Origin of the sequence: Microbacterium sp. 8M (assembly GCF_902506375.1) — a bacterium.
GTDB lineage: Bacteria > Actinomycetota > Actinomycetes > Actinomycetales > Microbacteriaceae > Microbacterium.
On sequence record NZ_LR733284.1, the window covers coordinates 3,210,161 to 3,230,870 of the forward strand.

Consider the following 20,710-nt stretch of genomic DNA (forward strand, 5'->3'; position numbering starts at 1 on the left):
GCACCGCTGCGGCGAGGGCGGCCCTGCCGCCGGAGGCGCGGCTCAGTGCCAGACGGCGAGCGGTCCGTCCGGGCCGTCGATCACGGTCACCGGCGTCTCGAACACCTCGGTGAGCACGTCGCCGCGCATGATGTCGGCAACCGGGCCGAAGGCGACCACCTCGCCGTCCTTCATCGCGCAGATCCGGTCGGCGTAGCGCGCGGCGAAGTTGATGTCGTGCAGCACCACGACCACGCTCTTCCCGAGCTCGTCCGAGATCCGCTGCAGGTGCCGCATCATCCGGACCGCGTGCTTCATGTCGAGGTTGTTGAGCGGCTCGTCCAGCAGCACGGTGCCGGTGTCCTGTGCGAGCACCATCGCGACGTAGGCGCGCTGCCGCTGACCGCCGGAGAGCTCGTCGAGATACCGTCGTTCCAGCTCGCCGAGGCCGAGGAAGTCGATCGCCCGGCTGACCGCATCCTCGTCGGCACGGGTGAGGCGGCCGCGGGAGTGCGGGAACCGCCCGAAGCCCACGAGCTGACGGACCGTGAGCCGCGTCACGAAGTGGTTCTCCTGGCGCAGGATCGACACGACGGTGGCAAGATCCTTCGAACGGGTGGCGGCCACGTCCAGCCCTGCGATCCGGATGGATCCCTCGTCCATCCCGATCAGCCGCCCGATCATGGTGAGCAGCGTCGACTTGCCCGCGCCGTTCGGGCCGATCAACGCGGTCACGCCCTCGGCCGGGATCTCCAGGTCGACCGGACCGATCGCCACCTCGTCCCCGTAGCGTTTGCGGACGCCGGCGATCGAGATCCCGGAGTCGCCCGCGGTCTGCTGGAGGTGCGGACCGTGGGTCCGGATCTTGTTCATAGCCGTCCTTTCCGGAGCAGGACGAGCAGGAAGGCGGACCCGCCGACCAGCTCGATGATGATGGAGACGGCACCCTGCGCCGCGAACAGGTGCTTCATCACGAAGTACGCGCCGCCCAGCACGACGATCGCGGTGAGCACGGCGACCGGCAGCACGAGGCGGTGGGCGTGCGTGTCCGCCAGCTGGTAGGCGAGCGTCGCGACCAGGAAGCCGAGGAACGTCATCGGTCCCACGAGGGCGGTCGAGGTCGCCATGAGCACGGCCACGAGCAGCAGCACTCGCAGCTGCTCGCGGCGGTGGTCGACCCCGAGCGCGTTCGCGGCATCGGATCCGAGCGCCAGCACGTCGAGTCGGCGCGACCGCAGCAGGAGCAGCATGGATCCGGTCAGGCACAGCGGGATCGCGAGCGGCAGGTAGGAGGCGTCGGCATTGGCGACGCTCCCGAACAGGCGCGCGGCGAGCACGTCGAACTCGCTCGGTGTGAGCATCCTCTGCAGGAACGTCGACACCGCGCCGAGCCCGCCGCCGATCACGATCCCCACCAGGAGCATCACGTGCATGCTGCCGCGCCGCCCGGACAGCAGCCATCCGTACAGTGCCACGGCGAACCCGGTCATCAGCACGATCTGCAGAGCGAACTGGGGCACGCCCTGCAGCGCGGTGACACCCGCCGCTCCGAGCGCGAACACGGCCGCGGTCTGGATCGCCGTGTACAGGGACTCGAACCCCATGATCGACGGGGTCACGATGCGATTGTTCGCCGCGGTCTGGAACGCGACCGTCGCGGTGGCCTGCGCGACGGCGACCACGAGGATGACGAGCACGCCCGTGACGCGCAGCTGCACGATGCGCCAGAAGCCGTCGGTGCCGAACGGCATGGGGTTGTCGTGCAGGAGGAGGCCGATCAGCGCCGCGCCGGCGAGCACCGCGAGCACAGCGACCACGAGCGCGTAACGGCGTCGCGCGCGGCCGGTGGGGAATGCTCCGGACGTGCGCTCGTCTGCGGAGCCGGCCCTGGCGGGACTCGGGGTCAGCACGTCAGCCACGGGGTCGGGTCCTCAGGATCAGCACGAGGAACACTGCGCCGCCGACCAGACCCAGCACGAGGGAGACCGGCACCTCGAACGGCATGACGACGGTGCGCCCGATGAGGTCGCAGACCGTGACCAGGCCCACGCCCAGCAGGCACACCCACGGCAGGTTGCTGCGCAGGTCGTCACCGCGGACCATCGAGACCACGTTCGGCACGATCAGTCCCACGAAGGGCAGGTTGCCGACGACCACGGTCACCACGCCCGTGGTCGCGGCGATGAGCACCGTGCCGAGCAGGACGACCCGGCCGTGGTTCAGGCCCGCATTGGTCGCGATCTCCTCCCCCAGCCCCGCGATCGTGAACCGGTCGGCGACGACGAACACGATCACGCCGACGACCGCGACGATCCAGAGCAGCTCGTACTGCCCGCGCAGCACGGAGGTGAAGCTGCCTGCGAACCACACCCCCAGCGTCTGCAGCGTGTTCGTGGCGAGAGCGAGGTAGGTCGAGACGGATCCGACGACCGCGCCCAGCATGATCCCCACGATCGGCACGATCAGCGAGGAGCGCAGCGACACCCGCCGCAGGAAGGCGAAGAACACCATCGTGCCGACGAATGCGCTCAGCACCGCGCCGGCCATCCGCAGCGGGATGCTCGGTTGGGGCACCAGCACCGAGACGGCCAGCAGCCCCAGGCCGGCCCATTCGGTCGTGCCCGTGGTGGTCGGCTCCACGAAGCGGTTCTGCGTCAGCATCTGCATCACGAGGCCCGCCATCGCCATCGAGGCGCCGGCGAGCACGAGCGCTGTCGTGCGGGGGATGCGCGTGATCGCGAACATCTCCGCGCCGCCCGCGGATCCGGTCACGTCGTAGACGCCGACGAACAGCGACAGCACGAGGAGCCCGCCGACCACGAGGACGCCGATGAGCAGTGCGGGGTCGAAGAGCCGCGCCCGACGGCCGACAGGACGGGGCATCCGGTCGGTCGTCGAGCGCCGGCGAAGAGTCAGCACGCGCGTTCTCCAGAGTGGCGTCAGCTCTTCTTCGCGCTCTTCTCGAGAGCGTCGGCGAAGGAGTTCAGGAACGTCGTGTAGGTCTGGATGCCCTCGTTGAGGTAGGTGTCGGTGGGCATGTAGACGACGTGCTTCTGCTGGATCGCGGCGACCGATGCCAGCGCCTGGTTCTTCTCGAGGATGTCCGCCGCCTGCACGTACGACGGGTCGTCCTTGGCGAACACCGCGTCGCGGTCCATCACCAGGATCCAGGACGGGTTCGATGCGGCGATCGCCTCGACCGAGATGTCGTCGCCCTTGTGGTTGTCGTCGGCCCCCTCGACCGTGAGCGCCGGAGTGAGGCCGATCAGGTCGAACACCGGGCCGAGGGTCCGCCCGACGGTCGGCGCGAGATAGCCGATCTTCCCGCCGGAGGTCGTGACCGCCATCACGCTGGATCCGTCGTAGGCCCTCTTGGCGCGTTCCACAGCCTTGTCGAAGTCGGCGGCCAGCTTCTTCGCCTCCTTCTGCTTGCCGAAGATCTCGCCGAGCACCGTCACCTGTCGCTTGAGCTCGGCGTCGAGAGGCTTCCCCTCGCGCGGATCCAGCTCGAGGATCGTCGCGTCCGGGACGAGGGCGGCGAGCTTGTCGTGGTGCTGGGTGAAGCGCTGCCCGTTCACGATGAGGTCGGGGTCGACCGCGACGACAGCCTCGAGATCGGGCTCCATGTGCGTGCCGAGATCGATGATGCTCTTGTCCTTCACGTACGACACGGTGTCCGGCATCAGCGACACGGCCGCCGCCTTCACAGGGATGCCCCAGTCGGCCAGCGTCTGGAATGTGCGGTTGTCCGTGGCGACGACCGAGGCCGGAGGCGCGGAGAGCGTGTGCTCGCCGTTGTTGTCCTCGACGGTCACGGTGCGGGCGGTCGGGGTTTCCGCGGGCGCGGCGGCGGGGCCCGAGGCGCATCCGGTGAGAGCGAGGGCGGCGGCGAGGCCGAGCGCAGTGGCGGTGAGGATCCGAGGCACGGACATGGAGATGCTCCTGTTCTGCGGGATGTGCGGTGCGAGACTCGGCGATTCGGGTTAGGGTTACCTAACTTCGCTCTGAGTCGCACTAAGGCTAGCCTTACCTTATGAACTTCGCGAAATCCGGCTTCACCCTGACGCGACGCCCTCTCGAGCTGCGCTTCCGCGCGCTCAGCCTCACCGCGCGGGACTGGCTCGGCCCCGATTTCGTGAGGGTGCGGCTGTCCGGACCTGATCTCGCCGGCTTCGACTCGCTCGGCGCAGACGACCACATGCGGCTGTTCTTCGTCGACGCACCGACCGACTCGGTCGAGGAACTGCGTGCGGCGCCGAGCCGCGAGTACACACCGCTGGCCTGGGGCGAGGACTGGCTCGACGTGGAGTTCGCGGTCCACGGGGACGAGGGCGTCGCAGCTCGCTGGGCGGCGACCGCTCCGCTGGGCTCGGTCATCGGCGTCGGCGGCCCGCGCGGATCCATGGTGCTGGAGGGCGCGCCCGACGGCTGGCTGCTCGCGGGCGACGAGACCGCGATCCCCGCGATCCGCCGTTTCGCGGCGCGGGTCCCCGCGGGCGTGCCGGCCCGCATCGCGATCGAGGTGCGCTCCGCCGAGCACGAGCTGGCGATCGACGCCCCGGTCCCGATCGAGTGGATCCACCGCGGCGATGCTCCCGCGGGTTCCGCCCTGGCGTCCTTCCTGGAGTCGCAGCGCGCCGCCGACCGACCGGGCGAGGCGCCGTTCGTCTTCATCGCGGCCGAGGCCTCGATCGTGAAGCCCGGTCGCGCCCTGCTGGAGCGCTGGGGGGTCGACCCGGCCCAGGCGGTGGTGAAGGGCTATTGGCGGCGCGGCGAGGCCGAATACCACGCGCCGCACTGAGCCGGCTCGAAGGAATTCGATCCACACATCCTGCGGATCCGAACGGTTCTTCACGGATCGCACGGGCACGTCGGCATCGCTGCGCGGCCGCTGGCATCATCGGGGGATGGGTGCGACCATGACGGAGTGGGATTCATGAACGACGCGCAGATCTGGACGATGATTGGGGCCTTCACCGCCCTGATGATCGGCATGCTCACGGTCATCTCCACGCTGTTCGTCCGCGTCGTGCGTGCCGAGATCGGCGGGCTCCGGTCCGAGATGAATGGTCAGATCGGCGGTCTGCGCAACGAGATGAACGCACGCTTCGACGCGGTCAACGTCCGCATGGACGGGCTTGATCGCGATGTGCAAGCGCTCGTGAAGCGCACTTTCGGCCTCGACCGGGAGTAGCGATTTCGCAGCTCAGGACGGATCCATGACGGCGGCGACCGCCTCGATCTCGACGAGCTGCTCCTCATAGCCGAGCACCGTCACCCCGAGCAGCGTGCTGGGCACGTCATGCTCGCCGAACGCGTCGCGTACCACGGCCCATGCTGCGCCGAGATCAGACCGACGCGATGACGCGACGAGCACGCGCGTGCTGATCACGTCGGTCAGCTCGGCCCCTGCCGCGGCGAGCGCTTCCCGCAGGTTCTCAATGCAGGCCGCGGCCTGCCCGACGTAGTCTCCGACCGCCACCGTACTTCCGTCGCGGTTCAACGGGCACGCGCCGGCGAGGAAGATCAACCGCGCTCCGGCCGGTGCGGTCGCCGCATACGCGTACTGCGCGACATCGGACAGCTCTGCGGCACGGATCAGGGTTACGACGGTCATGTCGACAGTCTGGCGCACCGGGCGGTTCCCACCCGTCGGGCAGACTGGATCCATGCCCCTCTTCGATCACCTCGGCCTCACCGTGGCCGATCTCGACCGTGCGTACGCCCAGTGGAACCCGGTGCTGACGGCCCTCGGCTGCAGCAGCAACGGCGAGGAGTTCGAGGGCGGGATCGCGTGGTCACGCGACGACGAGACCGAGCTGATCCTGTACCGCGCCCCCGGGCCCGGCGGCGAACCGCATCGGCATGGGCGGGTCGGCTGGCAGCACCTCGCGTTCGCCCTCGACTCGCGCGCCGAGGTGGAGCGCCTGCACGACATCGCGCTCGCAGCGGGCTGGACGGCGGTGCGGGATCCCAAGGTGTTCACGCGCTTCTCCGACCGCTACTACGCCTCCTTCGTGGAGGACGACAACGGGATCCGGATCGAGTTCATGCACAACCCGCCGCGGCAGGACGCCGGTCAGCCGTAGCAGCTCCGCGCCGCAGGGCGGTCGATCATCCCGATCCGGAGAGCACGACGGCAGGGCGATACGGCAGGAGGAGACCCGCTACTGCGAGATGCTCTCGGCGAGGATGCCCGCGTCGTGCAGGGCGCTCGCGAGGGCGTTGGCCGTCTCCTTGAACGCCGTGTCGGTCTTGGCAGCGCCCAGCGCGCCGCCCTTGAGCGCGCCGCCGGTCATGTTGCGGATCAGGCGTGCGACCAGCCGGCCCTGCCCGTCGACCATGAAGTCCACGACGAACGTGATCTGGAAGTTCTTGCCGGCAAGAGCACCCAGCCACAGGGTCGCGGCTCCGCTGCCGCGCTTGGCGAGCAGTCCGCCTGTGGGAGTGGTGCTGACGACGAAGCCCTCGGACCCGAGGGTGGACGCGACGAACTGACGCGCGAATCCGTGGTCGCCCACGAGGAAGAAGTCATGCGCAGAGGCCATGGTGGAGTCCTTGAGAGAGAACGGGTCCTCGAGAAGACGAGGGAGCGGCCGTCGACAGATCCGGCGGGCCGGTGACCAACATACTGGAAGGTCTCGCGCGGGAATGACTCACGGCGGTGACGCCGTCCGCTCGCTCCACCCGGAGGGATGTCCGCGGCATCCGGGATGCTGGTGTCATGGCTTCTCTCGACCACCTCGGCATCAGTGTCGACCACGTCCCCAGCGCCTCGGCGCAGTTCGATCCCGTGCTCCGCGCACTGGGCTACACCCGCACGCATGACGCTCCAGATCTCGCGTACTGGCGGCAGGACGGTCAGCCCGAGATCCTGCTCTACCCCGCACGCGAGAACGCAGACGGACCGCACGAGCACGGCAAGGTGGGCTGGCAGCACCTCGCGTTCGCCGTCGGCTCGCGGGACGAGGTCGATCGCGTGCACGCCATCGCTCTCGGGGCGGGCTGGACGCCCGTGCGGGCACCCAAGGAGTACCCGCGCTTCAGCGACCGCTACTACGCGTCCTTCCTCGAGGACGACAACGGGATCCGTCTCGAGGTGGTGCACAACCCGCCCCGGGACGCGGCCGACGCCTGATCCGCGACACACCGTTGCCGTTGTCGGTGGGCGGCCTCAGACTGAGTGCGGCGCCGGTGCGGCGTCGTCGATCCGAGCACGGAGAACAGTCATGACCATCCTCAATCCGTACATCTCGTTCCGCGGCGACGCCCGCGCGGCGATGGAGTTCTACCAGCAGGCGCTCGGCGGCGACCTGCAGGTGATGACCTTCGGCGACATGCCGGGCATGGTCCAGGACGAGGCCGAGCAGTCGCTCGTGATGCACTCGATGCTGACCACCCCGGGCGGTCTGGTGCTGATGGCGTCGGACACGCCGGCGCACTACGAGTACAAGGCGCCGCAGGGGGTCTCGGTGTCGCTGAGCGGGACCGACGAGGCCGAGATCCGCGCCGCGTGGGACAAGCTCGCCGACGGCGCGACCATCACGCAGGAGTTCGGCCCCGCGCCCTGGGGCGACCAGTTCGGCATGCTCACCGACAAGTTCGGCATCGACTGGATGTTCTCGGCGGGCCAGAGCCAGGCCTGATCCGCCTCGGAGCGCTGGGCTCGCCGGCTCAGCGCTCCGCGCCGTCCGCCTCCGTGCGGGTGACGCTTTCGGCCGCGGTCGCGTCCCCCGCGACGCCCGCCTTCCCCTCCTCCGCCCAATCGACCCCGTCGAGTCGGAGCTCCTGGGTCATGTCGCGGAGGAAGCGTATGACGACGTCGCGCTCCTCGGCGGAAAGACGCGCGGCGGCGTGGAAGCGGCGGGCCTGCTGGCGCCCGACCGTCTCCATCGCCGCCTTCGCGGTCTCCGGGGTGATGGAGATGGCCAGGGCACGCCGGTCGGACGGGTGCGGGGCGCGCACCACATGCCCGGCGCGCTCCAGCCGATCGAGCAGCTTGGTGGTCGAGGCGGTCGAGATCCCGAGGTGCTGAGCGATCCCGCCGGGGGTGGCGACCGCGCCCGTGTTCGCGCACACGATGAGGTAGTGCAGGGCGCGCATGTCGGTCTCGTTGAGCTTCATGTAGCGGCGGGATGCCTCGGCGAGCCGCTGTTCCGCGTCGCGGAGCTCCGCGAGCGCTGCCATCACACCGGTGATCTGACGGATCGCATCCGCGTCGACGCCGCTCCGGTCGAGAAGCATCCCGTCCGGGTCGCTGGCCTCGATGTCGTAGACGGCGCTCGCCTTCACGCCGTCCGGCGCCGACGCGTCGGCAGGGCGCGCGGCGCGTGGCGCGCCGCTGTGCCTGTGCCGATCCGCCGCCATGCCGTCATCGTACTCCTGACCATATTTCACGCTAAGTTAATTACTTGCCAAGCTAGCTAAACTCGGCTTATCCTGCAGGTGACGGAAGGATCCCGATGACCGCGCCGAAGCACCCTGCACGCCCCCGCCGCGTCGGACGCCTGCTGCGCATCCTGCTGCCGGCGCTGATCATCCTGAGCTGGCTGGTCGCCGCGTCCTTCGGCGGACCGCTGTTCGGCAAGGTGGACGAGGTCTCGTCGAACGACCGCACGGCCTATCTGCCCTCCTCGTCCGATTCGGCACGCGTCCAGGAGCTGCAGACCCGCTTCGCCGGGTCCGACGAGATCCCGGCGATCGTCGTCGCCGCATCGGATGGGAAGCTGACCGAGGCGCAGCGCACCGCGCTCTCCGAGGCGGTCGCCGCCACGAAGGAGATCCCAGGGGTGGACGATGACGTCTCCCCCGCGCTCGCCTCGGACGACGGAAAGGCGGTGCAGGCGTTCGTGCCGATCCGCTCCGATGCCGATCTCGGCGAGGTCGTGACGGACATCCGTGCGCACCTCGACGACGCGGCCCCGAGCGGGGTGACCGTGTACGTGACGGGTCCGGCGGGCTTCAGCGCCGACCTCGTCGCGGGCTTCGCAGGCATCGACGGGATCCTGCTGGGCGTCGCGTTGGCGGCCGTCCTCGTGATCCTGGTGCTCGTCTACCGGTCCCTGCTGCTGCCGGTCGTCGTGCTGGCGACGAGCATGTTCGCCCTGTGCACCGCGCTGCTCGTGGTGTGGTGGCTCGCGAAGTGGGGCGTGCTGCTGCTGAGCGGGCAGACCCAGGGGATCCTGTTCATCCTCGTGATCGGCGCCGCCACCGACTACGCGCTGCTGTTCGTCTCCCGCTTCCGCGAGGCGCTTCGCGTGGAGGAGGATCGGGGGCGGGCAGTGCTCTCCGCCTGGAAGGGCGCGTTCGAGCCGATCCTCGCCTCGGGCGGCACGGTGATCGCCGGCCTGCTCTGCCTGCTGCTGAGCGACCTCAGGTCGAACAGTGCGCTCGGCCCGGTCGCTGCGATCGGGATCGTGTTCGCGATGCTCGCCGCGCTCACGCTCCTGCCCGCGCTGCTCATGGCGTTCGGTCGCGCGGCGTTCTGGCCGCGGCGACCGCGTTTCGACCCCGATGCCGTCGCGGCGGAGGGCGGTATGCCCACGACCGGCGTCTGGGCGCGGCTCGCCGGCCTGATCCGGCGGCGCTCGCGGGTGATCTGGATCGCTACCACGCTCGTGCTCGCCGCCGGGACGCTCGGGGTGCTGCAGCTGGACGCCTCCGGCGTGCCCCAGTCCGACCTCGTGCTCGGCTCCTCGCCGGCGCGCGACGGGCAGAAGGTGCTGGGCGAGCACTTCCCCGGGGGTTCCGGCAGCCCCGTCCAGGTCGTCGTGGCGAAGGGCTCCCTGCAGAGGGCGGCCGACGCGCTGCTCGCCGACGAGGGCATCGACGGCGTGACCGTGGTCGCCGAGGACTCGCCGAGCGGCACGGCTCCGGTGACGGACGATGGCGTCCAGCCCGTCGGCCGCCCGGGCACGCCGGCACCGGAGCCGACCGTGGTCGACGGCGACGTGATGCTGCAGGGCACTCTCACCGCCGCTGCGGACTCGTCCGCCGCCGAGGAGACGGTGCGGCGGCTCCGCTCCGCGCTGGAGGGCTCCGATGCGGTGGTCGGCGGAGTCACCGCGACGTCCCTCGACACCGACGACGCATCGCTGCACGACCGCGCGCTGATCATCCCGGTCATCCTCGTGGTCATCATGCTGATCCTGATGATGCTGCTGCGGGCGATCGTCGCCCCCGTGCTGCTGATCGTGACGACCGTGCTGTCGTTCGGCACCGCGATGGGTGTCTCGGCGCTCGTGTTCAACGGGATCCTCCGCTTCCCCGGGGCGGATCCGGCGGTGCCGCTGTACGGCTTCGTCTTCCTCGTGGCGCTCGGGATCGACTACAACATCTTCCTGATGACGCGGGTGCGGGAGGAGTCGCGCCGGCATGGGACGCGGGAAGGGGTGCGCCGCGGTCTCGCGATCACCGGCGGTGTGATCACGTCGGCCGGTCTCGTGCTCGCGACCACCTTCGCCGCGCTCGCGGTGATCCCGATCCTGTTCCTCGCCCAGCTCGCGTTCATCGTCGCGTTCGGCGTGCTGCTCGACACGTTCGTGGTGCGCTCGCTGCTCGTCCCCGCCCTCGTGCACGACGTGGGTCGTGCGGTGTGGTGGCCGTCGAAGCTGTCGCGCGGGGAGCGCTGACCGAAGCCCCGGACCAGCCCCGTCTCAGCCGATCGCAGGTTCGGCGGCGGCAGCGTGGCCGGCGCGATCGGTGAACGCCTGCTTCGGCACGAACAGCAGCAGCACGGCCGCCACCAGGGCGGTCACCGCGCACACCACCCAGACGGTGACATAGCCCGAGAAGGAGCCTGCGGTGCCCTCGGCCGCGGCGGATCCGGCGACCGCGTGCATGAGCGCGATCCCGAACACGCACGAGGCGATCGCGCCGCCCACCGTCTTCACGGAGTTCGTGAGACCCGTCGCGACGCCGGTCTGGGTGTGCGGAGCGGCCGAGGCCGCGGCCGCGGGAAGGGCTGCGACGAGAGCCCCGGATCCGATTCCGACGACGATCATGTTCGTCACCACCTGCAGGTAGGCGCCGTGGAACGGGAGGAAGAGCAGGAACCCGGTGCCCACGAGCACCGAGGCGCCGATGAGCGTCACCCGCGGGGTGGCCAGGCGCGCGATCAGGGGGAACAGCAGTGCACCGGCGATCATCGCGATGAGGTACAGGCCGATGATCAGCGAGGTCTGGAAGCCGGACGTGCCCAGTCCGTACCCGTATGCGGTGGGATCGGTGCGGGCGAAGGTCGACAGCGGGGCCTGGGCGCCGAGCACGCTCACGCCGAACAGGCCCGCCGTGAGGAACACCGGGCCGAGAGCCGGGCTGCGGAACATCCGCACGTCGATGAGCGGATCCGGCTGACGCAGCTCCCACACCGCGAACGGGACGAGCAGCACCACGCCGGCTCCGATCACCAGCCAGGACAGCGGGTTCGCCACGCCGCCGGGCAGGCGCAGCAGGCTGAGTCCGCCGGTGAGCCCGATCAGCGACAGCGAGATGAGCACGAGCCCGACGGTGTCGAAAGCCCCGCCGGTCTTCTCGGGCGACTCCCGCACGCCGAACAGGATCACGAAGAAGCACGCGGTGATGAGCACCGGCGGCACCAGCAGCACGACCGTGAGCGGCAGCACGTCGACGAGGGCGCCTCCGGCGAGCGCGCCGATGATCGCGCCGCCCTCGAGCGCGGCCACGAGCACGCCCGCCGCCCTCGCGGTGATCGCGGAGCTGCCGTCGAGGCGCCGGGCCCGAGACCAGATGAGTGCGATCTCCAGGGGCAGCCACACCACGTAGAACCCCATCAGCGCCCACGCCGCGAGGAAGACGCCGAACACGTCGGTGAACGGCAGCGCGAAACCTGCCAGCGCGGTGAGGGCCGTGGAGACCAGGAGCATCCGCTTGCGGCCGACCATGTCGCCGAGCTTCGCGAACGCCGGCACCACGAGGGCCGACAGCATCAGCTGCGCACCCTCGAACCAGTTCACGTCGGCGTCGTGGATCCGCAGGTGCCGCGCGATGTCGCTGAGCATGGGCGTGTAGTAGCCCTGCAGCACGCCGCTGGTGAACTCGACGAAGGCGAGGAAGCCGACGACGGCGACCAGCGCCCCTCCCATGGCCTTTCGCGACATCGCAGCTCCTTCTCTGCCGACCCCCAGGCCCGTCGTTCCACGGGCCTGCCCGTCCTCGACCCGCGGCTCCGCGGACCTGCCGACGCCGGCGTCGTGGACGGGTCAGCTCACTGTAGCCGCTGCAGGAGCGCCCGGTGGAACCGCTCCCCGCGCTCCAGCGCGGCGATCTCCACGCTCTCGTCGACGCCGTGGATGGCGGCGCGCTGGGCGTTGGACATCTCCAGCGGCGCGAACCGGTAGACGGCGGGCGCGAAGCGGTGGAAGTGCCGCGAGTCGGTGGCGGCCATCATCACGTACGGCACCGCAGGCACGCCCGGGTGGGAGACGCCGAGCGCCTCGGCGAGGAGCGCGAACTGCGCGTTGTCGGTGGCCGACTCGGGGGACGGATCACTGCCCTCCAGCACCTCGACCGCGACCTGCGGGTCCGCGATGCGCCGGCGCAACCGGGCGGCCGCGCTCTGCACGGTCTCGCCGAGCGCGATGCGGAGGTTCAGCGTCGCCGAGGCCTGCGAAGGCAGCACGTTCGCCGCCGTGCCACCCGACTGCATCGTGGGCGCCACCGTGGTGCGCACGAGCGCCGCCGCCTCCCCGCCGAGGGCGGCGAAGATCCGCGCCGACAGCGGCGGGAGCGCCCCGAGCAGGCGCAGCAGCAGCCGCGCGGGACCCGCGACGGATCCGGCCAGCTGCGCGAGCATGCGGGAGACGGCCCGCGGCGTGCGCGCCCGGAAGGTGCCGGGGCCGAGTCGCTCGACGGCGCGGGCGATGCGGCGCACCGCGGTGCGGCGGGGCGGTGCCGAGGCGTGCCCGCCGTCGCCGCGGGCCGACAGCCGGACGGTCATCACGCCCTTCTCGCCGACGCCGATCATGGCGGCGCGTCCCGGCACGAACGGCAGCGGCGCGTCCACGACGGCGCCGCCCTCGTCCAGCACGAGCCAGGGAACGACGCCGCGCTCCTGCAGCGCCGCGGCGATCGCGATCGCGGCGGATCCGTAGGTCTCCTCGTTGCCGCCGAAGGAGAGATAGACGTCGCGGGCGGGCGTGAACCCGTCGGCGAGGAGGCTCTCGACGGCCTCGAGGATCACGATGAGCGGGCCCTTGTCGTCGAGCGCACCGCGGCCGTAGACGGATCCGTTCTCGATCACGCCGGCGAACGGCGGGTGCGTCCAGTCGTCCGACTCGTCCACCGGGACCACGTCGTAGTGCGCCATGAGCACGAGCGGCCCATCGGGCGCGGAACGGCGACCGCGCCAGTGGAACAGCAGACCGAACTCGGTGTGCCGCTCGAGGGTCAGCGCGGCGTGCACCCGGGGATAGAGCTCGGCCAGGAGCGTCACGAAGTCGTCGAAGGGCGCGGTCCCGCGCTCGTCCAGCTCGGCGGACACCGTCGGCAGCTGGATCATCCGGCTCAGCCGCTCGGCGATGGGGGGCACGTCGTTCATCGCCGCCATGCTAGCCGCGACCGCCCGCTCCGCCGGTACCGGGCCGGTGGGCGCTCGTCGCGCCGGGGTGCAGGGCGCCTGGCACTCGCCCCGCGGTCCTGGAGCTCGCCCCGCCATCCCGGCGCTCGCCCCGCCATCCCGGCGCTCGGCCCGCTTAGGCTGGGGCCATGAGCATCCCCCACTCCGGATCCGCCCGCCCGCTCGCCGTGATCAGCGGCGGAGGCACCGGCATCGGTCTCGCCTCGGCCCTCCGCCTCGCGCGGGACGGGTTCGACCTGGCTCTGATCGGGCGGCGCACCGAGGTGCTGGACGCCGCCGCGGCGCGGATCCGCGAGCAGACGCCCGCTGCGCGAGTGCAGACGATCGCCGCGGACCTCCAGGATCCGGCGCAGGTGGAGCGCGCCGCCGGCGAGGTCGAGGGACCGGTGCAGGTGCTGCTCAACAACGCCGGCGGCAACGTACTGGATCGCGGTGAGGGGCTCGCCGGGATCGCAGCGAACTACGAGGCGAACATGCGGCTGAACGTGCTCACCGCGGTGCTGCTCACCGAGGCGCTGCTGCCGCGCATCGTCCGCCCGGGCGGGCGGATCATCTCCATCAGCTCGATCGCGGCGCTGCGCGGGGCGAACGGATACGGAGCGGCGAAGGCCGCGATCCACGGCTGGATGATGGGGCTCGCCGCCGACCTCGCGCCCGAGGGAGTGACGGTGAACGCGGTGGCTCCGGGCTACGTGCCCGACACCGGGTTCTGGGACGGCCGGCGCACGCCGGACATCGTGGCATCGCGCCTCGCCCAGGTGCCGATGAACCGCGCGGGCACGCCCGACGAGGTCGCCGGGGCGGTGGCGTATCTCGCCGGCCCCGAGGGCGGCTGGACCACGGGCCAGATCCTGCAGGTCAACGGGGGCGCGCTCTTCGGCCGCGGCTGAGCGGATAGCCAGGGCCGTCTCACCTCACCCCCTCCGGGTGTACCGGTGCTCCGGCCGCCCGGTCGCGCCGTAGCGGAGCCGCACCTCGACCGCGTCGCGCTCGGCGAGGGCTGCGAGGTGCCGCTGCGCCGTCGCGCGGGAGATGCCGACCCGCTCGCCGATCTCGGCGGCCGACGCCTCGTCGTCGCCGAGAGCGGCCAGCACCAGCTGTTCCGTCGCCGACCGCGAGGTCGAGACCGGATCCGACGAGCCGTGCAGGATCGCGAGCGCACGGTCCACGTCCTTCTGCTGCAGCGGCCGGGTTCCCGCCAGGAGGTTGCGGAAGCGGGCGTAGCGGTCCAGGGCTCCGACGAGGGCGCGCTGCTCGAACGGCTTGATGAGGTAGGCGTGCGCTCCCGCGCGCAGGGCGCGCCGGATCGTCGCGGGGTCGTCGGCCGCGGAGATGTGGATCGCGTCGATGCCGGCCTCGTGGACGAGCGCGATCCCGTCGCCGTCGGGCAGGTACACGTCGGCGAGGAGCAGATCGGGTGCGAGATCGCGGATGGCGGCACGCGCCTCGGCGATCGTGCGGACCGGTTCCAGGGCGAGATAGCCGGGGCGTTCCTCGACGATCGCGTGGTGCAGCCGGCCGACGCGGAAGTCGTCGTCCAGCACGAGCGCACGGATCGGATCCGTCATCGGTTCTCCTCCTCGTCGATCCGGGCATCGTCTTCGCGGCCCTGCGGGTCACGCCCGCGGGTCGGCGTCACCACGCCGCCGAGCCGCGCGGCGAACACGGCGCCGTGCTCGCCGCCGCCCCGGTCGATGATCCACAGGTCGCCGCCTCCGCGCCGGGCGATCTCGCGGGACAGTCGCAGTCCCACGCCGTGCCCGTGCACCGGGCCCGCCTCGGCCTCGCCGCCCGCCCCGGTGCGCCCCCCGTCCAGATCCTCCGAGGTCGTGCCGGAGCCCCCGTCCAGATCCTCCGGCGCCGTGCCAGGGCCCCCGTCCAGGCCGGCGCCGGAATCCGCGACGGTGACCACCAGGGCGTCTCGATCGTCCAGCACTGACACCTCGACCCAGCGCGGCTGCGCACCGCCGACGGCAGCGGTTACCGCATTGTCGACGAGGTTGCCGAGCACCGCCGCCACGTCCTCCGCCTCGCTCACCGCGCCGAGGAGGTGCGTCTCCTCCGCGATGCGCAGGGTGACCCCGCGCTCGGACGCCTCGAGCGCCTTCGCCCCGAGGAACGATCGCAGGAACGGATCCCGCAGCCGCGCGATGCCGGGAACGGGGAAGTCGACGGATCCGCGATCCGCGAGCTGGGCGAGGAAGTCGCGCGCATCCTGCACGCGCTCCGCGTCGAGCAGCCCCGCGGCGACGTGGATCCGGTTCGCGAACTCGTGGCGCTGCACGCGCAGGGCGGCGGTCATGGTGCGCACGGTCTCCAGGCGCTCCGACAGCGCCACCAGCTCGGTGCGGTCGCGGATCACGGCGACCGTGCCGAGCGGCCTCCCGTCCCGCTCCACGGGGCGCGTCTCGAGATAGAGCACGCGGTCGCCGAGCACCGCCTCCGACAGGGTGCGCTCCCCGGAGACCGCATCGCGCACCGCGTCGGGCAGCCCGATCCGCGCCAGCGGCCGGCCCACCGCATCCCGGACGTCGAGCAGCCGCTCGGCGGCCGCGTTGCAGACCCGCACGACACCCGCCTCGTCGACCGCGAGCACGCCGTCCGCCACGCCGTCCAGCACCGCGGTCTGGTTCTGGACGAGGGCGACGAGCTCCTCGGGCTGCACGCCGAGGGTGAGCCGCTCCCAGCGCCGGCGCAGCAGCACCGCTCCGACGCCCGCGAGCAGCAGGGAGCCCGCCGCGGCGAGGCCGATCACCGCGAGCAGGGGCGGGAGGTCGTCGAACACGCCCGCCCGTGCGAAGCCGACGCTCACCTCGCCGATCGGCGCGCCGGTCGCGCTGCGGACGGGCACCTTGGCCCGAGCGGACTCGCCCAGCGTGCCGGTGTCCCACTCCACGACCTCGTGCCCGGCCAGCACGTCCTGGAACGGTGTGCTCACCTCCTGGCCCAGCCGCGCCGGATCCGGGTGCGCGAGCCGGATCCCGTGATCATCGGTGATCACGACGAACAGGGCGCCGGTGCGGCCGGCGGTCGCGGTGGCGATGCGCTGCAGCACGCCGTCGCGCAGGTCCTCGGCGCGCGGGGTTCCGGGGTCGGCGGACGCCGTCGCCACGCCCTCCCGGATCTGAGGCTGCTCGGCCAGGGTCCGCGCGATCCCGAGCGCGGAGGACTCCGCCTGTGCGCGCAGCTGCTGCGCGGCGAGGAACAGGTAGACGCCCGTGCAGAGCGCGACGACGAGGACCACCGTCGACAGCTGCAGCAGAAGGATCCGCGTGGCGAATCGCATCCGGCGTGAGCGGGGCATCGGTCCTCCTTGAGCAATATGCGCAGAAGTCACGCTACGCGCACAACGCGCCGGAATGCGACTTACCGGATCCGCTGCGTGCCCGTTCCCTAACCTCGACGAGGTCCGTCGAAGACGACTGACGGATGACGAAGGAGTCAGCTCATGCCCATGGTTCTCAGCGGTCTGCTCGCCGCAGCCGACGACAAGCCCTCGTACGACATCGCCTTCGCACCCCCGGAGTGGGTGCTCGTGATCCTCGGCTTCGCGATGGTGCTGGTCTTCATGACGCTGATCATGACCAAGCGCCTCACCCCGATGGTCGCGCTCATCCTGGTGCCCACCGTGTTCGGCCTCTTCGCGGGCGCGGGCCTGGGACTCGGCGACATGATCCTCGACGCGATCGGGAAGATGGCGCCGACGGCCGCACTGCTGATGTTCGCGATCATGTTCTTCGGCATCATGATCGACGTCGGCCTGTTCGACCCGCTCATCCGGCTGATCACGCGCGTGCTGGGCGACGACCCGGCCAAGGTCGTGATCGGCACGGCTCTGCTCGCCGGCGCGGTGTCCCTGGACGGCGACGGCTCCACGACCTTCATCATCACGACCTCCGCGATGCTGCCGATCTACCTGCGCCTGGGCATGAGCCCCGTGGTGCTCACATGCGTCGCCGGGCTCATGAACGGCACCCTCAACATCGTGCCGTGGGGCGGTCCGACCGTGCGCGCCGCAACCGCGCTCGGCCTGCAGCCGACCGACATCTTCGTGCCCATGCTGCCCTCGCTCGGGGTCGGACTGATCGTCTCCCTCGGCTTCGCGTGGATGCTCGGCCTGCAGGAGCGCCACCGCCTCGGCTCCCTCGACGAGACCCGCCTGACCGGCACCGCGGAGGGCGGCGTGTTCGCCTCCGTGCCCGCGATCTTCCGCGGCGCCGACGCCAAGCCGGGAGCACGCGCGTCGCTGCGCACCGGGAACATCGTCACCGTCGCCGGCGGCCACGAGCCCGTGTCGGCAGGCGGAGTGGATCCGACCGACACCGCGATGGCCGACACGATGCTGGACCCGAACCGCGCGACCCTGCGTCCGCGCCTGATCTGGTTCAACCTCGCCCTGACCGTCGCCGTGATGGTGCTGCTCATCGCCGACGTGCTGCCGCTGCCGTACGTGTTCATGGTCGGCGCCGCCCTGGCGCTGGTGGTGAACTTCGGCAAGCTCAAGGACCAGGCGGCCGAGATCGTGGCCCATGCGCCGAGCATCGTCGGTGTGGTGTCGATGGTCATCGCGGCAGGCGTGCTCGTCGGCGTGCTCACCGGCACGGGCATGGTCGACGCGATGGCGTCCTGGATCACGAACGTGCTGCCTCCGGCGCTGGGACCGTTCCTCGCGCCCATCACCGGCATCCTGTCGATCCCGTTCACGTTCTTCATGTCGAACGACGCGTTCTACTACGGGATCCTGCCGGTGCTGTCCCAGAGCGCGGCGCACTTCGGCATCGATCCGGTCGAGATGGCCCGGGCGTCGATCACCGGCCAGCCGGTGCACCTGCAGAGCCCGCTCGTGCCCGCGATCCTGCTGCTGGTGTCGCTCGCGAGCGTCAACCTCGGCGACCACCACCGCAAGGTGCTCTGGCGGGCGGCGGTCGTGTCCCTCGTGATGCTCGCCGTGGGGATCCTCACCGGTGCGATCCCGTTCTTCGTCGCGCAGTGAGCCGTGGAGTGGCAACGGAAGGGGTGCTCCACAGATCCGGGAAGGTCGACGCTGTCGGGATCGGGCTCGCGGGCAGGCGCCGGCAGCGACTCAGAAGAGCGCCGCGGGAAGCGCCCCCTCGTGCTCGAGCAGCCAGCGCTTCGTCACCAGCCCCTCGCCCGGCCTCCCTCCGGAGTAGCCGCCGAGTCCGTCGCTGGCGACCACCCGGTGGCACGGGACGATGATCGGGATCGGGTTCGCGCCCATGATCGAGCCGATCGCCCGCGCCGGCACGCCTGTGCCGCTGCGTGCCGCGAGCTCGCCGTAGGTCACCGTCTCGCCGAGTCCCACCGTGTCGTAGAGCGCGTGCAGCACGGCCGCCGTGACATCGGACTGCACACCCAGATCGAACGGCAGGTCGAACGTCGAGCGGTCGCCGGCGAAATACCCCCGCAGCTGGGCGAGGGCATCGGCGAGCAGCGGATCCTCCGCGCGACCGGACGACACCTCGGAGCCGGCAGCCGTCGCACGTCGGGCACGCGGCCAGGTCACCCGGCGGATCGCGACCCCGTCGCTGTGCACCTCGAGCACGCCCACGGGCGTCGCGATCGAAGCGGAGAACGTCACGCGCCGATCGTACGCCGGGCATCCGACATGGCAACCCGAAGGGGGTGTCACACTTCCGCGACCGGATCCGACATCCCTGATGAGAGCCACAGGCAAGCCGACGAGATCCGTCGCAGTCGTGGCCGGAGAGGAATGACGATGACCCGGATCGACATGGGCCGCACCAACAAGCTCGGCTACGCCGCGGTGCTCGGACTGGAGGCGTACGCCCGCAAGAGCGTGGAACCGCGGCTGTACGAGCTGATCAAGCTGCGCGCCTCGATCCTGAACGGGTGCGGATTCTGCGTCGACATGCATGCGACCGAGGGCGCCCGGCGCGGGATCCCGCAGCGCACACTGCATGCGGTCGGCGCCTGGCAGCACGCCAAGGGCCTGTTCGAGGAGCGCGAGCTGGCGGCGCTGGCCCTGACCGATGCGGTCACCCGTCTCGGTCCGGAGACGGTGACCGACGAGATCTGGAACGCCGCGGCGCAGCACTTCGACGAGGGCGAGCTCGGCGCGCTCGTGCTGGCGATCTGCACGATCAACGTCTGGAACCGTGTGGCCATCGCCACCGAGATGGCGCCGCCGATCGACGACAAGCACCCGATCGTCTGAGCCGTGGCGCAACCGGGGCGCTACGGTGAAGCCATGACCCTCGTCTCCCCCGCCACGCGCGCGTGGCAGGCGGAGCGAGGGCGGCTGATCGGCATCGCCTATCGCATGCTCGGCGACTACGGCCACGCCGAGGACGTGGTGTCCGAGGTCGCGATCGAGGCGCTCCAGCAGGAGCGCGTCGAAGCCGACGATCCGGTGACCCCGCGGCCGGTGCGCTCCTGGCCCGCGTGGCTGACGACGGTGTGCGTGCGCCGCTCGATCGACCGGGTGCGCGCTCTCGCCGCGGTGCGCGAGGAGTACATCGGGCCGTGGCTGCCCGAGCCGGTCGCCACGGATCGTCTTCCCGAGGACGCGGTCGCCGACCGGGAACTGCTCTCCCTCGCGCTGCTGCACATGGCCGAGCAGCTCGCGCCCGACGCGCGCGCGGCCGTGGTGCTGCACCGCGCGTTCGGGATGTCGGCCGTGGAGATCGGGCGGATCCTGGAGAAGAGCCCCGCGGCCGTCCGTCAGCTGATCTCGCGCGGCGAGCGGCGCCTGCGCCTCGCCGACGACCCGGCGCGGACGCGCACGGCGGATCCGGCCGCGCTCGGCGCCCTGCTCACCGCCGTCGAGCACGGCGACGTCTCGGGCGTGCTCGCCCTGCTCGCCGACGACGCCATCCTGTGGAGCGACGGCGGGGGCAGGGTGCGAGCCGCGCGCAACCCCATCTTCGGCGCCGACCGTGTGCGGCGGTTCCTCGTCGGCGTGCTGCAGAAGGCGGCCGCCGACCCATCGCTGCCCTTCGGCGCGGCGCTGCTCGACGTCAACGGGGAGCCTGCGATCGCCCTGACGCACTCGGGACGCACCGACGTGCTCACGCTCGAGTTCGGCGCCGACGGCCTCATCCACGGGCTCCGCCAGGTATGCAACCCCGCCAAGCTCGCCCACGTGCTCTGACA

The 20,710-nt window shown here is 71.2% G+C and carries 22 protein-coding genes; 10 read left to right on the forward strand and 12 right to left on the reverse strand.

What is annotated here, in order from left to right:
- Positions 1–42: 42 nt before the first annotated feature.
- From AERO9AM_RS15175 to AERO9AM_RS15190, 4 genes are read right to left on the reverse strand one after another with little or no spacing between them, the layout of a single operon-like run.
- Entirely contained in the window at positions 43–852 is an 810-nt protein-coding gene (locus tag AERO9AM_RS15175) for an iron ABC transporter ATP-binding protein (RefSeq protein ID WP_159576897.1), read from the reverse strand.
- A complete protein-coding gene (locus AERO9AM_RS15180; RefSeq protein WP_201298659.1) occupies positions 849–1,898 on the reverse strand; it encodes an iron chelate uptake ABC transporter family permease subunit in 1,050 nt (349 codons plus the stop codon). Before AERO9AM_RS15180 ends, AERO9AM_RS15175 begins: the two co-directional genes overlap by 4 nt.
- Positions 1,891–2,862, reverse strand: coding sequence for an ABC transporter permease (locus tag AERO9AM_RS15185; RefSeq protein WP_159576898.1), 972 nt, complete (start codon positions 2,860–2,862; stop codon positions 1,891–1,893). Before AERO9AM_RS15185 ends, AERO9AM_RS15180 begins: the two co-directional genes overlap by 8 nt.
- Positions 2,863–2,918: 56 nt before the next feature.
- Positions 2,919–3,911, reverse strand: a complete 993-nt coding sequence (locus tag AERO9AM_RS15190) for a siderophore ABC transporter substrate-binding protein (RefSeq protein ID WP_159576899.1) — start codon at positions 3,909–3,911, stop codon at positions 2,919–2,921.
- A 101-nt stretch (positions 3,912–4,012) separates the two neighbouring features.
- Here AERO9AM_RS15190 and AERO9AM_RS15195 point away from each other — a divergent pair, with 101 nt between their 5' ends.
- Together AERO9AM_RS15195 and AERO9AM_RS15200 are read left to right on the forward strand one after the other, a co-directional pair.
- A complete protein-coding gene (locus AERO9AM_RS15195) occupies positions 4,013–4,780 on the forward strand; it encodes a siderophore-interacting protein (RefSeq protein ID WP_159576900.1) in 768 nt (255 codons plus the stop codon).
- A 135-nt stretch (positions 4,781–4,915) separates the two neighbouring features.
- Positions 4,916–5,173, forward strand: coding sequence for a hypothetical protein (locus AERO9AM_RS15200; RefSeq protein ID WP_236602636.1), 258 nt, complete (start codon positions 4,916–4,918; stop codon positions 5,171–5,173).
- Between the two features lie 12 nt (positions 5,174–5,185).
- Here AERO9AM_RS15200 and AERO9AM_RS15205 read toward each other — a convergent pair whose 3' ends face one another.
- Positions 5,186–5,596 (reverse strand): RidA family protein, encoded by a 411-nt coding sequence (locus AERO9AM_RS15205; protein ID WP_159576902.1) that lies wholly within the window; start codon positions 5,594–5,596, stop codon positions 5,186–5,188.
- A 52-nt stretch (positions 5,597–5,648) separates the two neighbouring features.
- Between AERO9AM_RS15205 and AERO9AM_RS15210 the strand changes: the two genes are divergently transcribed.
- Entirely contained in the window at positions 5,649–6,068 is a 420-nt protein-coding gene (locus AERO9AM_RS15210) for a VOC family protein (protein ID WP_159576903.1), read from the forward strand.
- Positions 6,069–6,146: 78 nt separating this feature from the next.
- Here AERO9AM_RS15210 and AERO9AM_RS15215 read toward each other — a convergent pair whose 3' ends face one another.
- On the reverse strand, positions 6,147–6,527 hold the full coding sequence (locus AERO9AM_RS15215; protein WP_159576904.1) for a hypothetical protein: 381 nt from the start codon (positions 6,525–6,527) through the stop codon (positions 6,147–6,149).
- A 176-nt stretch (positions 6,528–6,703) separates the two neighbouring features.
- Here AERO9AM_RS15215 and AERO9AM_RS15220 point away from each other — a divergent pair, with 176 nt between their 5' ends.
- Together AERO9AM_RS15220 and AERO9AM_RS15225 are read left to right on the forward strand one after the other, a co-directional pair.
- Positions 6,704–7,117 carry a VOC family protein gene (locus AERO9AM_RS15220; protein WP_159576905.1) on the forward strand — a complete coding sequence of 138 codons (414 nt, stop codon included), beginning with the start codon at positions 6,704–6,706 and terminating at the stop codon, positions 7,115–7,117.
- Between the two features lie 91 nt (positions 7,118–7,208).
- A complete protein-coding gene (locus tag AERO9AM_RS15225) occupies positions 7,209–7,625 on the forward strand; it encodes a VOC family protein (RefSeq protein ID WP_159576906.1) in 417 nt (138 codons plus the stop codon).
- Between the two features lie 28 nt (positions 7,626–7,653).
- Here AERO9AM_RS15225 and AERO9AM_RS15230 read toward each other — a convergent pair whose 3' ends face one another.
- Positions 7,654–8,346, reverse strand: coding sequence for a MarR family winged helix-turn-helix transcriptional regulator (locus AERO9AM_RS15230; protein ID WP_159576907.1), 693 nt, complete (start codon positions 8,344–8,346; stop codon positions 7,654–7,656).
- Between the two features lie 95 nt (positions 8,347–8,441).
- On the opposite strand from AERO9AM_RS15230, the gene AERO9AM_RS15235 reads away from it, so the two are divergent.
- Positions 8,442–10,610 carry an MMPL family transporter gene (locus AERO9AM_RS15235; protein WP_159576908.1) on the forward strand — a complete coding sequence of 723 codons (2,169 nt, stop codon included), beginning with the start codon at positions 8,442–8,444 and terminating at the stop codon, positions 10,608–10,610.
- A 24-nt stretch (positions 10,611–10,634) separates the two neighbouring features.
- Here the strand turns inward: AERO9AM_RS15235 and AERO9AM_RS15240 are convergent, their stop codons facing one another.
- Positions 10,635–12,098, reverse strand: coding sequence for an MFS transporter (locus tag AERO9AM_RS15240; protein ID WP_159576909.1), 1,464 nt, complete (start codon positions 12,096–12,098; stop codon positions 10,635–10,637).
- Positions 12,099–12,205: 107 nt separating this feature from the next.
- Positions 12,206–13,537 (reverse strand): M20/M25/M40 family metallo-hydrolase, encoded by a 1,332-nt coding sequence (locus tag AERO9AM_RS15245; RefSeq protein WP_236602637.1) that lies wholly within the window; start codon positions 13,535–13,537, stop codon positions 12,206–12,208.
- Positions 13,538–13,704: 167 nt separating this feature from the next.
- Here AERO9AM_RS15245 and AERO9AM_RS15250 point away from each other — a divergent pair, with 167 nt between their 5' ends.
- Positions 13,705–14,466, forward strand: a complete 762-nt coding sequence (locus AERO9AM_RS15250; protein ID WP_159576911.1) for an SDR family NAD(P)-dependent oxidoreductase — start codon at positions 13,705–13,707, stop codon at positions 14,464–14,466.
- Positions 14,467–14,490: 24 nt separating this feature from the next.
- On the opposite strand, the gene AERO9AM_RS15255 is transcribed toward AERO9AM_RS15250, so the two are convergent.
- Complete coding sequence (locus AERO9AM_RS15255) at positions 14,491–15,144, reverse strand: response regulator (RefSeq protein WP_159576912.1); 654 nt, start codon at positions 15,142–15,144, stop codon at positions 14,491–14,493.
- The gene (locus tag AERO9AM_RS15260) at positions 15,141–16,880 is read right to left on the reverse strand and encodes a sensor histidine kinase (RefSeq protein ID WP_236602638.1); all 1,740 of its coding nucleotides are present in this window, start codon (positions 16,878–16,880) and stop codon (positions 15,141–15,143) included. The genes AERO9AM_RS15255 and AERO9AM_RS15260 overlap by 4 nt, the downstream gene beginning before the upstream one ends.
- Positions 16,881–17,024: 144 nt before the next feature.
- Between AERO9AM_RS15260 and AERO9AM_RS15265 the strand changes: the two genes are divergently transcribed.
- On the forward strand, positions 17,025–18,569 hold the full coding sequence (locus AERO9AM_RS15265) for a CitMHS family transporter (protein ID WP_159576913.1): 1,545 nt from the start codon (positions 17,025–17,027) through the stop codon (positions 18,567–18,569).
- A 90-nt stretch (positions 18,570–18,659) separates the two neighbouring features.
- Here AERO9AM_RS15265 and AERO9AM_RS15270 read toward each other — a convergent pair whose 3' ends face one another.
- On the reverse strand, positions 18,660–19,175 hold the full coding sequence (locus AERO9AM_RS15270) for a methylated-DNA--[protein]-cysteine S-methyltransferase (protein WP_159576914.1): 516 nt from the start codon (positions 19,173–19,175) through the stop codon (positions 18,660–18,662).
- 138 nt (positions 19,176–19,313) lie between these two features.
- On the opposite strand from AERO9AM_RS15270, the gene AERO9AM_RS15275 reads away from it, so the two are divergent.
- Both AERO9AM_RS15275 and AERO9AM_RS15280 read left to right on the forward strand, forming a co-directional pair.
- Positions 19,314–19,772, forward strand: a complete 459-nt coding sequence (locus AERO9AM_RS15275) for a carboxymuconolactone decarboxylase family protein (protein WP_159576915.1) — start codon at positions 19,314–19,316, stop codon at positions 19,770–19,772.
- 33 nt (positions 19,773–19,805) lie between these two features.
- Entirely contained in the window at positions 19,806–20,708 is a 903-nt protein-coding gene (locus AERO9AM_RS15280) for a sigma-70 family RNA polymerase sigma factor (protein ID WP_159576916.1), read from the forward strand.
- Positions 20,709–20,710: the final 2 nt, after the last annotated feature.

What these genes read in the sequence shown, in the direction of transcription:
- AERO9AM_RS15175 (WP_159576897.1), bottom strand. Translation starts at nt 852, where the DNA reads ATGAACAAGATCCGGACCCACGGTCCGCACCTCCAGCAGACCGCGGGC.
- AERO9AM_RS15185 (WP_159576898.1), bottom strand. Translation starts at nt 2,862, where the DNA reads ATGCCCCGTCCTGTCGGCCGTCGGGCGCGGCTCTTCGACCCCGCACTG.
- AERO9AM_RS15190 (WP_159576899.1), bottom strand. Translation starts at nt 3,911, where the DNA reads ATGTCCGTGCCTCGGATCCTCACCGCCACTGCGCTCGGCCTCGCCGCC.
- AERO9AM_RS15195 (WP_159576900.1), top strand. Translation starts at nt 4,013, where the DNA reads ATGAACTTCGCGAAATCCGGCTTCACCCTGACGCGACGCCCTCTCGAG.
- AERO9AM_RS15200 (WP_236602636.1), top strand. Translation starts at nt 4,916, where the DNA reads ATGAACGACGCGCAGATCTGGACGATGATTGGGGCCTTCACCGCCCTG.
- AERO9AM_RS15205 (WP_159576902.1), bottom strand. Translation starts at nt 5,596, where the DNA reads ATGACCGTCGTAACCCTGATCCGTGCCGCAGAGCTGTCCGATGTCGCG.
- AERO9AM_RS15210 (WP_159576903.1), top strand. Translation starts at nt 5,649, where the DNA reads ATGCCCCTCTTCGATCACCTCGGCCTCACCGTGGCCGATCTCGACCGT.
- AERO9AM_RS15215 (WP_159576904.1), bottom strand. Translation starts at nt 6,527, where the DNA reads ATGGCCTCTGCGCATGACTTCTTCCTCGTGGGCGACCACGGATTCGCG.
- AERO9AM_RS15220 (WP_159576905.1), top strand. Translation starts at nt 6,704, where the DNA reads ATGGCTTCTCTCGACCACCTCGGCATCAGTGTCGACCACGTCCCCAGC.
- AERO9AM_RS15225 (WP_159576906.1), top strand. Translation starts at nt 7,209, where the DNA reads ATGACCATCCTCAATCCGTACATCTCGTTCCGCGGCGACGCCCGCGCG.
- AERO9AM_RS15230 (WP_159576907.1), bottom strand. Translation starts at nt 8,346, where the DNA reads ATGGCGGCGGATCGGCACAGGCACAGCGGCGCGCCACGCGCCGCGCGC.
- AERO9AM_RS15235 (WP_159576908.1), top strand. Translation starts at nt 8,442, where the DNA reads ATGACCGCGCCGAAGCACCCTGCACGCCCCCGCCGCGTCGGACGCCTG.
- AERO9AM_RS15240 (WP_159576909.1), bottom strand. Translation starts at nt 12,098, where the DNA reads ATGTCGCGAAAGGCCATGGGAGGGGCGCTGGTCGCCGTCGTCGGCTTC.
- AERO9AM_RS15245 (WP_236602637.1), bottom strand. Translation starts at nt 13,537, where the DNA reads ATGAACGACGTGCCCCCCATCGCCGAGCGGCTGAGCCGGATGATCCAG.
- AERO9AM_RS15250 (WP_159576911.1), top strand. Translation starts at nt 13,705, where the DNA reads ATGAGCATCCCCCACTCCGGATCCGCCCGCCCGCTCGCCGTGATCAGC.
- AERO9AM_RS15255 (WP_159576912.1), bottom strand. Translation starts at nt 15,144, where the DNA reads ATGACGGATCCGATCCGTGCGCTCGTGCTGGACGACGACTTCCGCGTC.
- AERO9AM_RS15260 (WP_236602638.1), bottom strand. Translation starts at nt 16,880, where the DNA reads ATGCCCCGCTCACGCCGGATGCGATTCGCCACGCGGATCCTTCTGCTG.
- AERO9AM_RS15265 (WP_159576913.1), top strand. Translation starts at nt 17,025, where the DNA reads ATGCCCATGGTTCTCAGCGGTCTGCTCGCCGCAGCCGACGACAAGCCC.
- AERO9AM_RS15275 (WP_159576915.1), top strand. Translation starts at nt 19,314, where the DNA reads ATGACCCGGATCGACATGGGCCGCACCAACAAGCTCGGCTACGCCGCG.
- AERO9AM_RS15280 (WP_159576916.1), top strand. Translation starts at nt 19,806, where the DNA reads ATGACCCTCGTCTCCCCCGCCACGCGCGCGTGGCAGGCGGAGCGAGGG.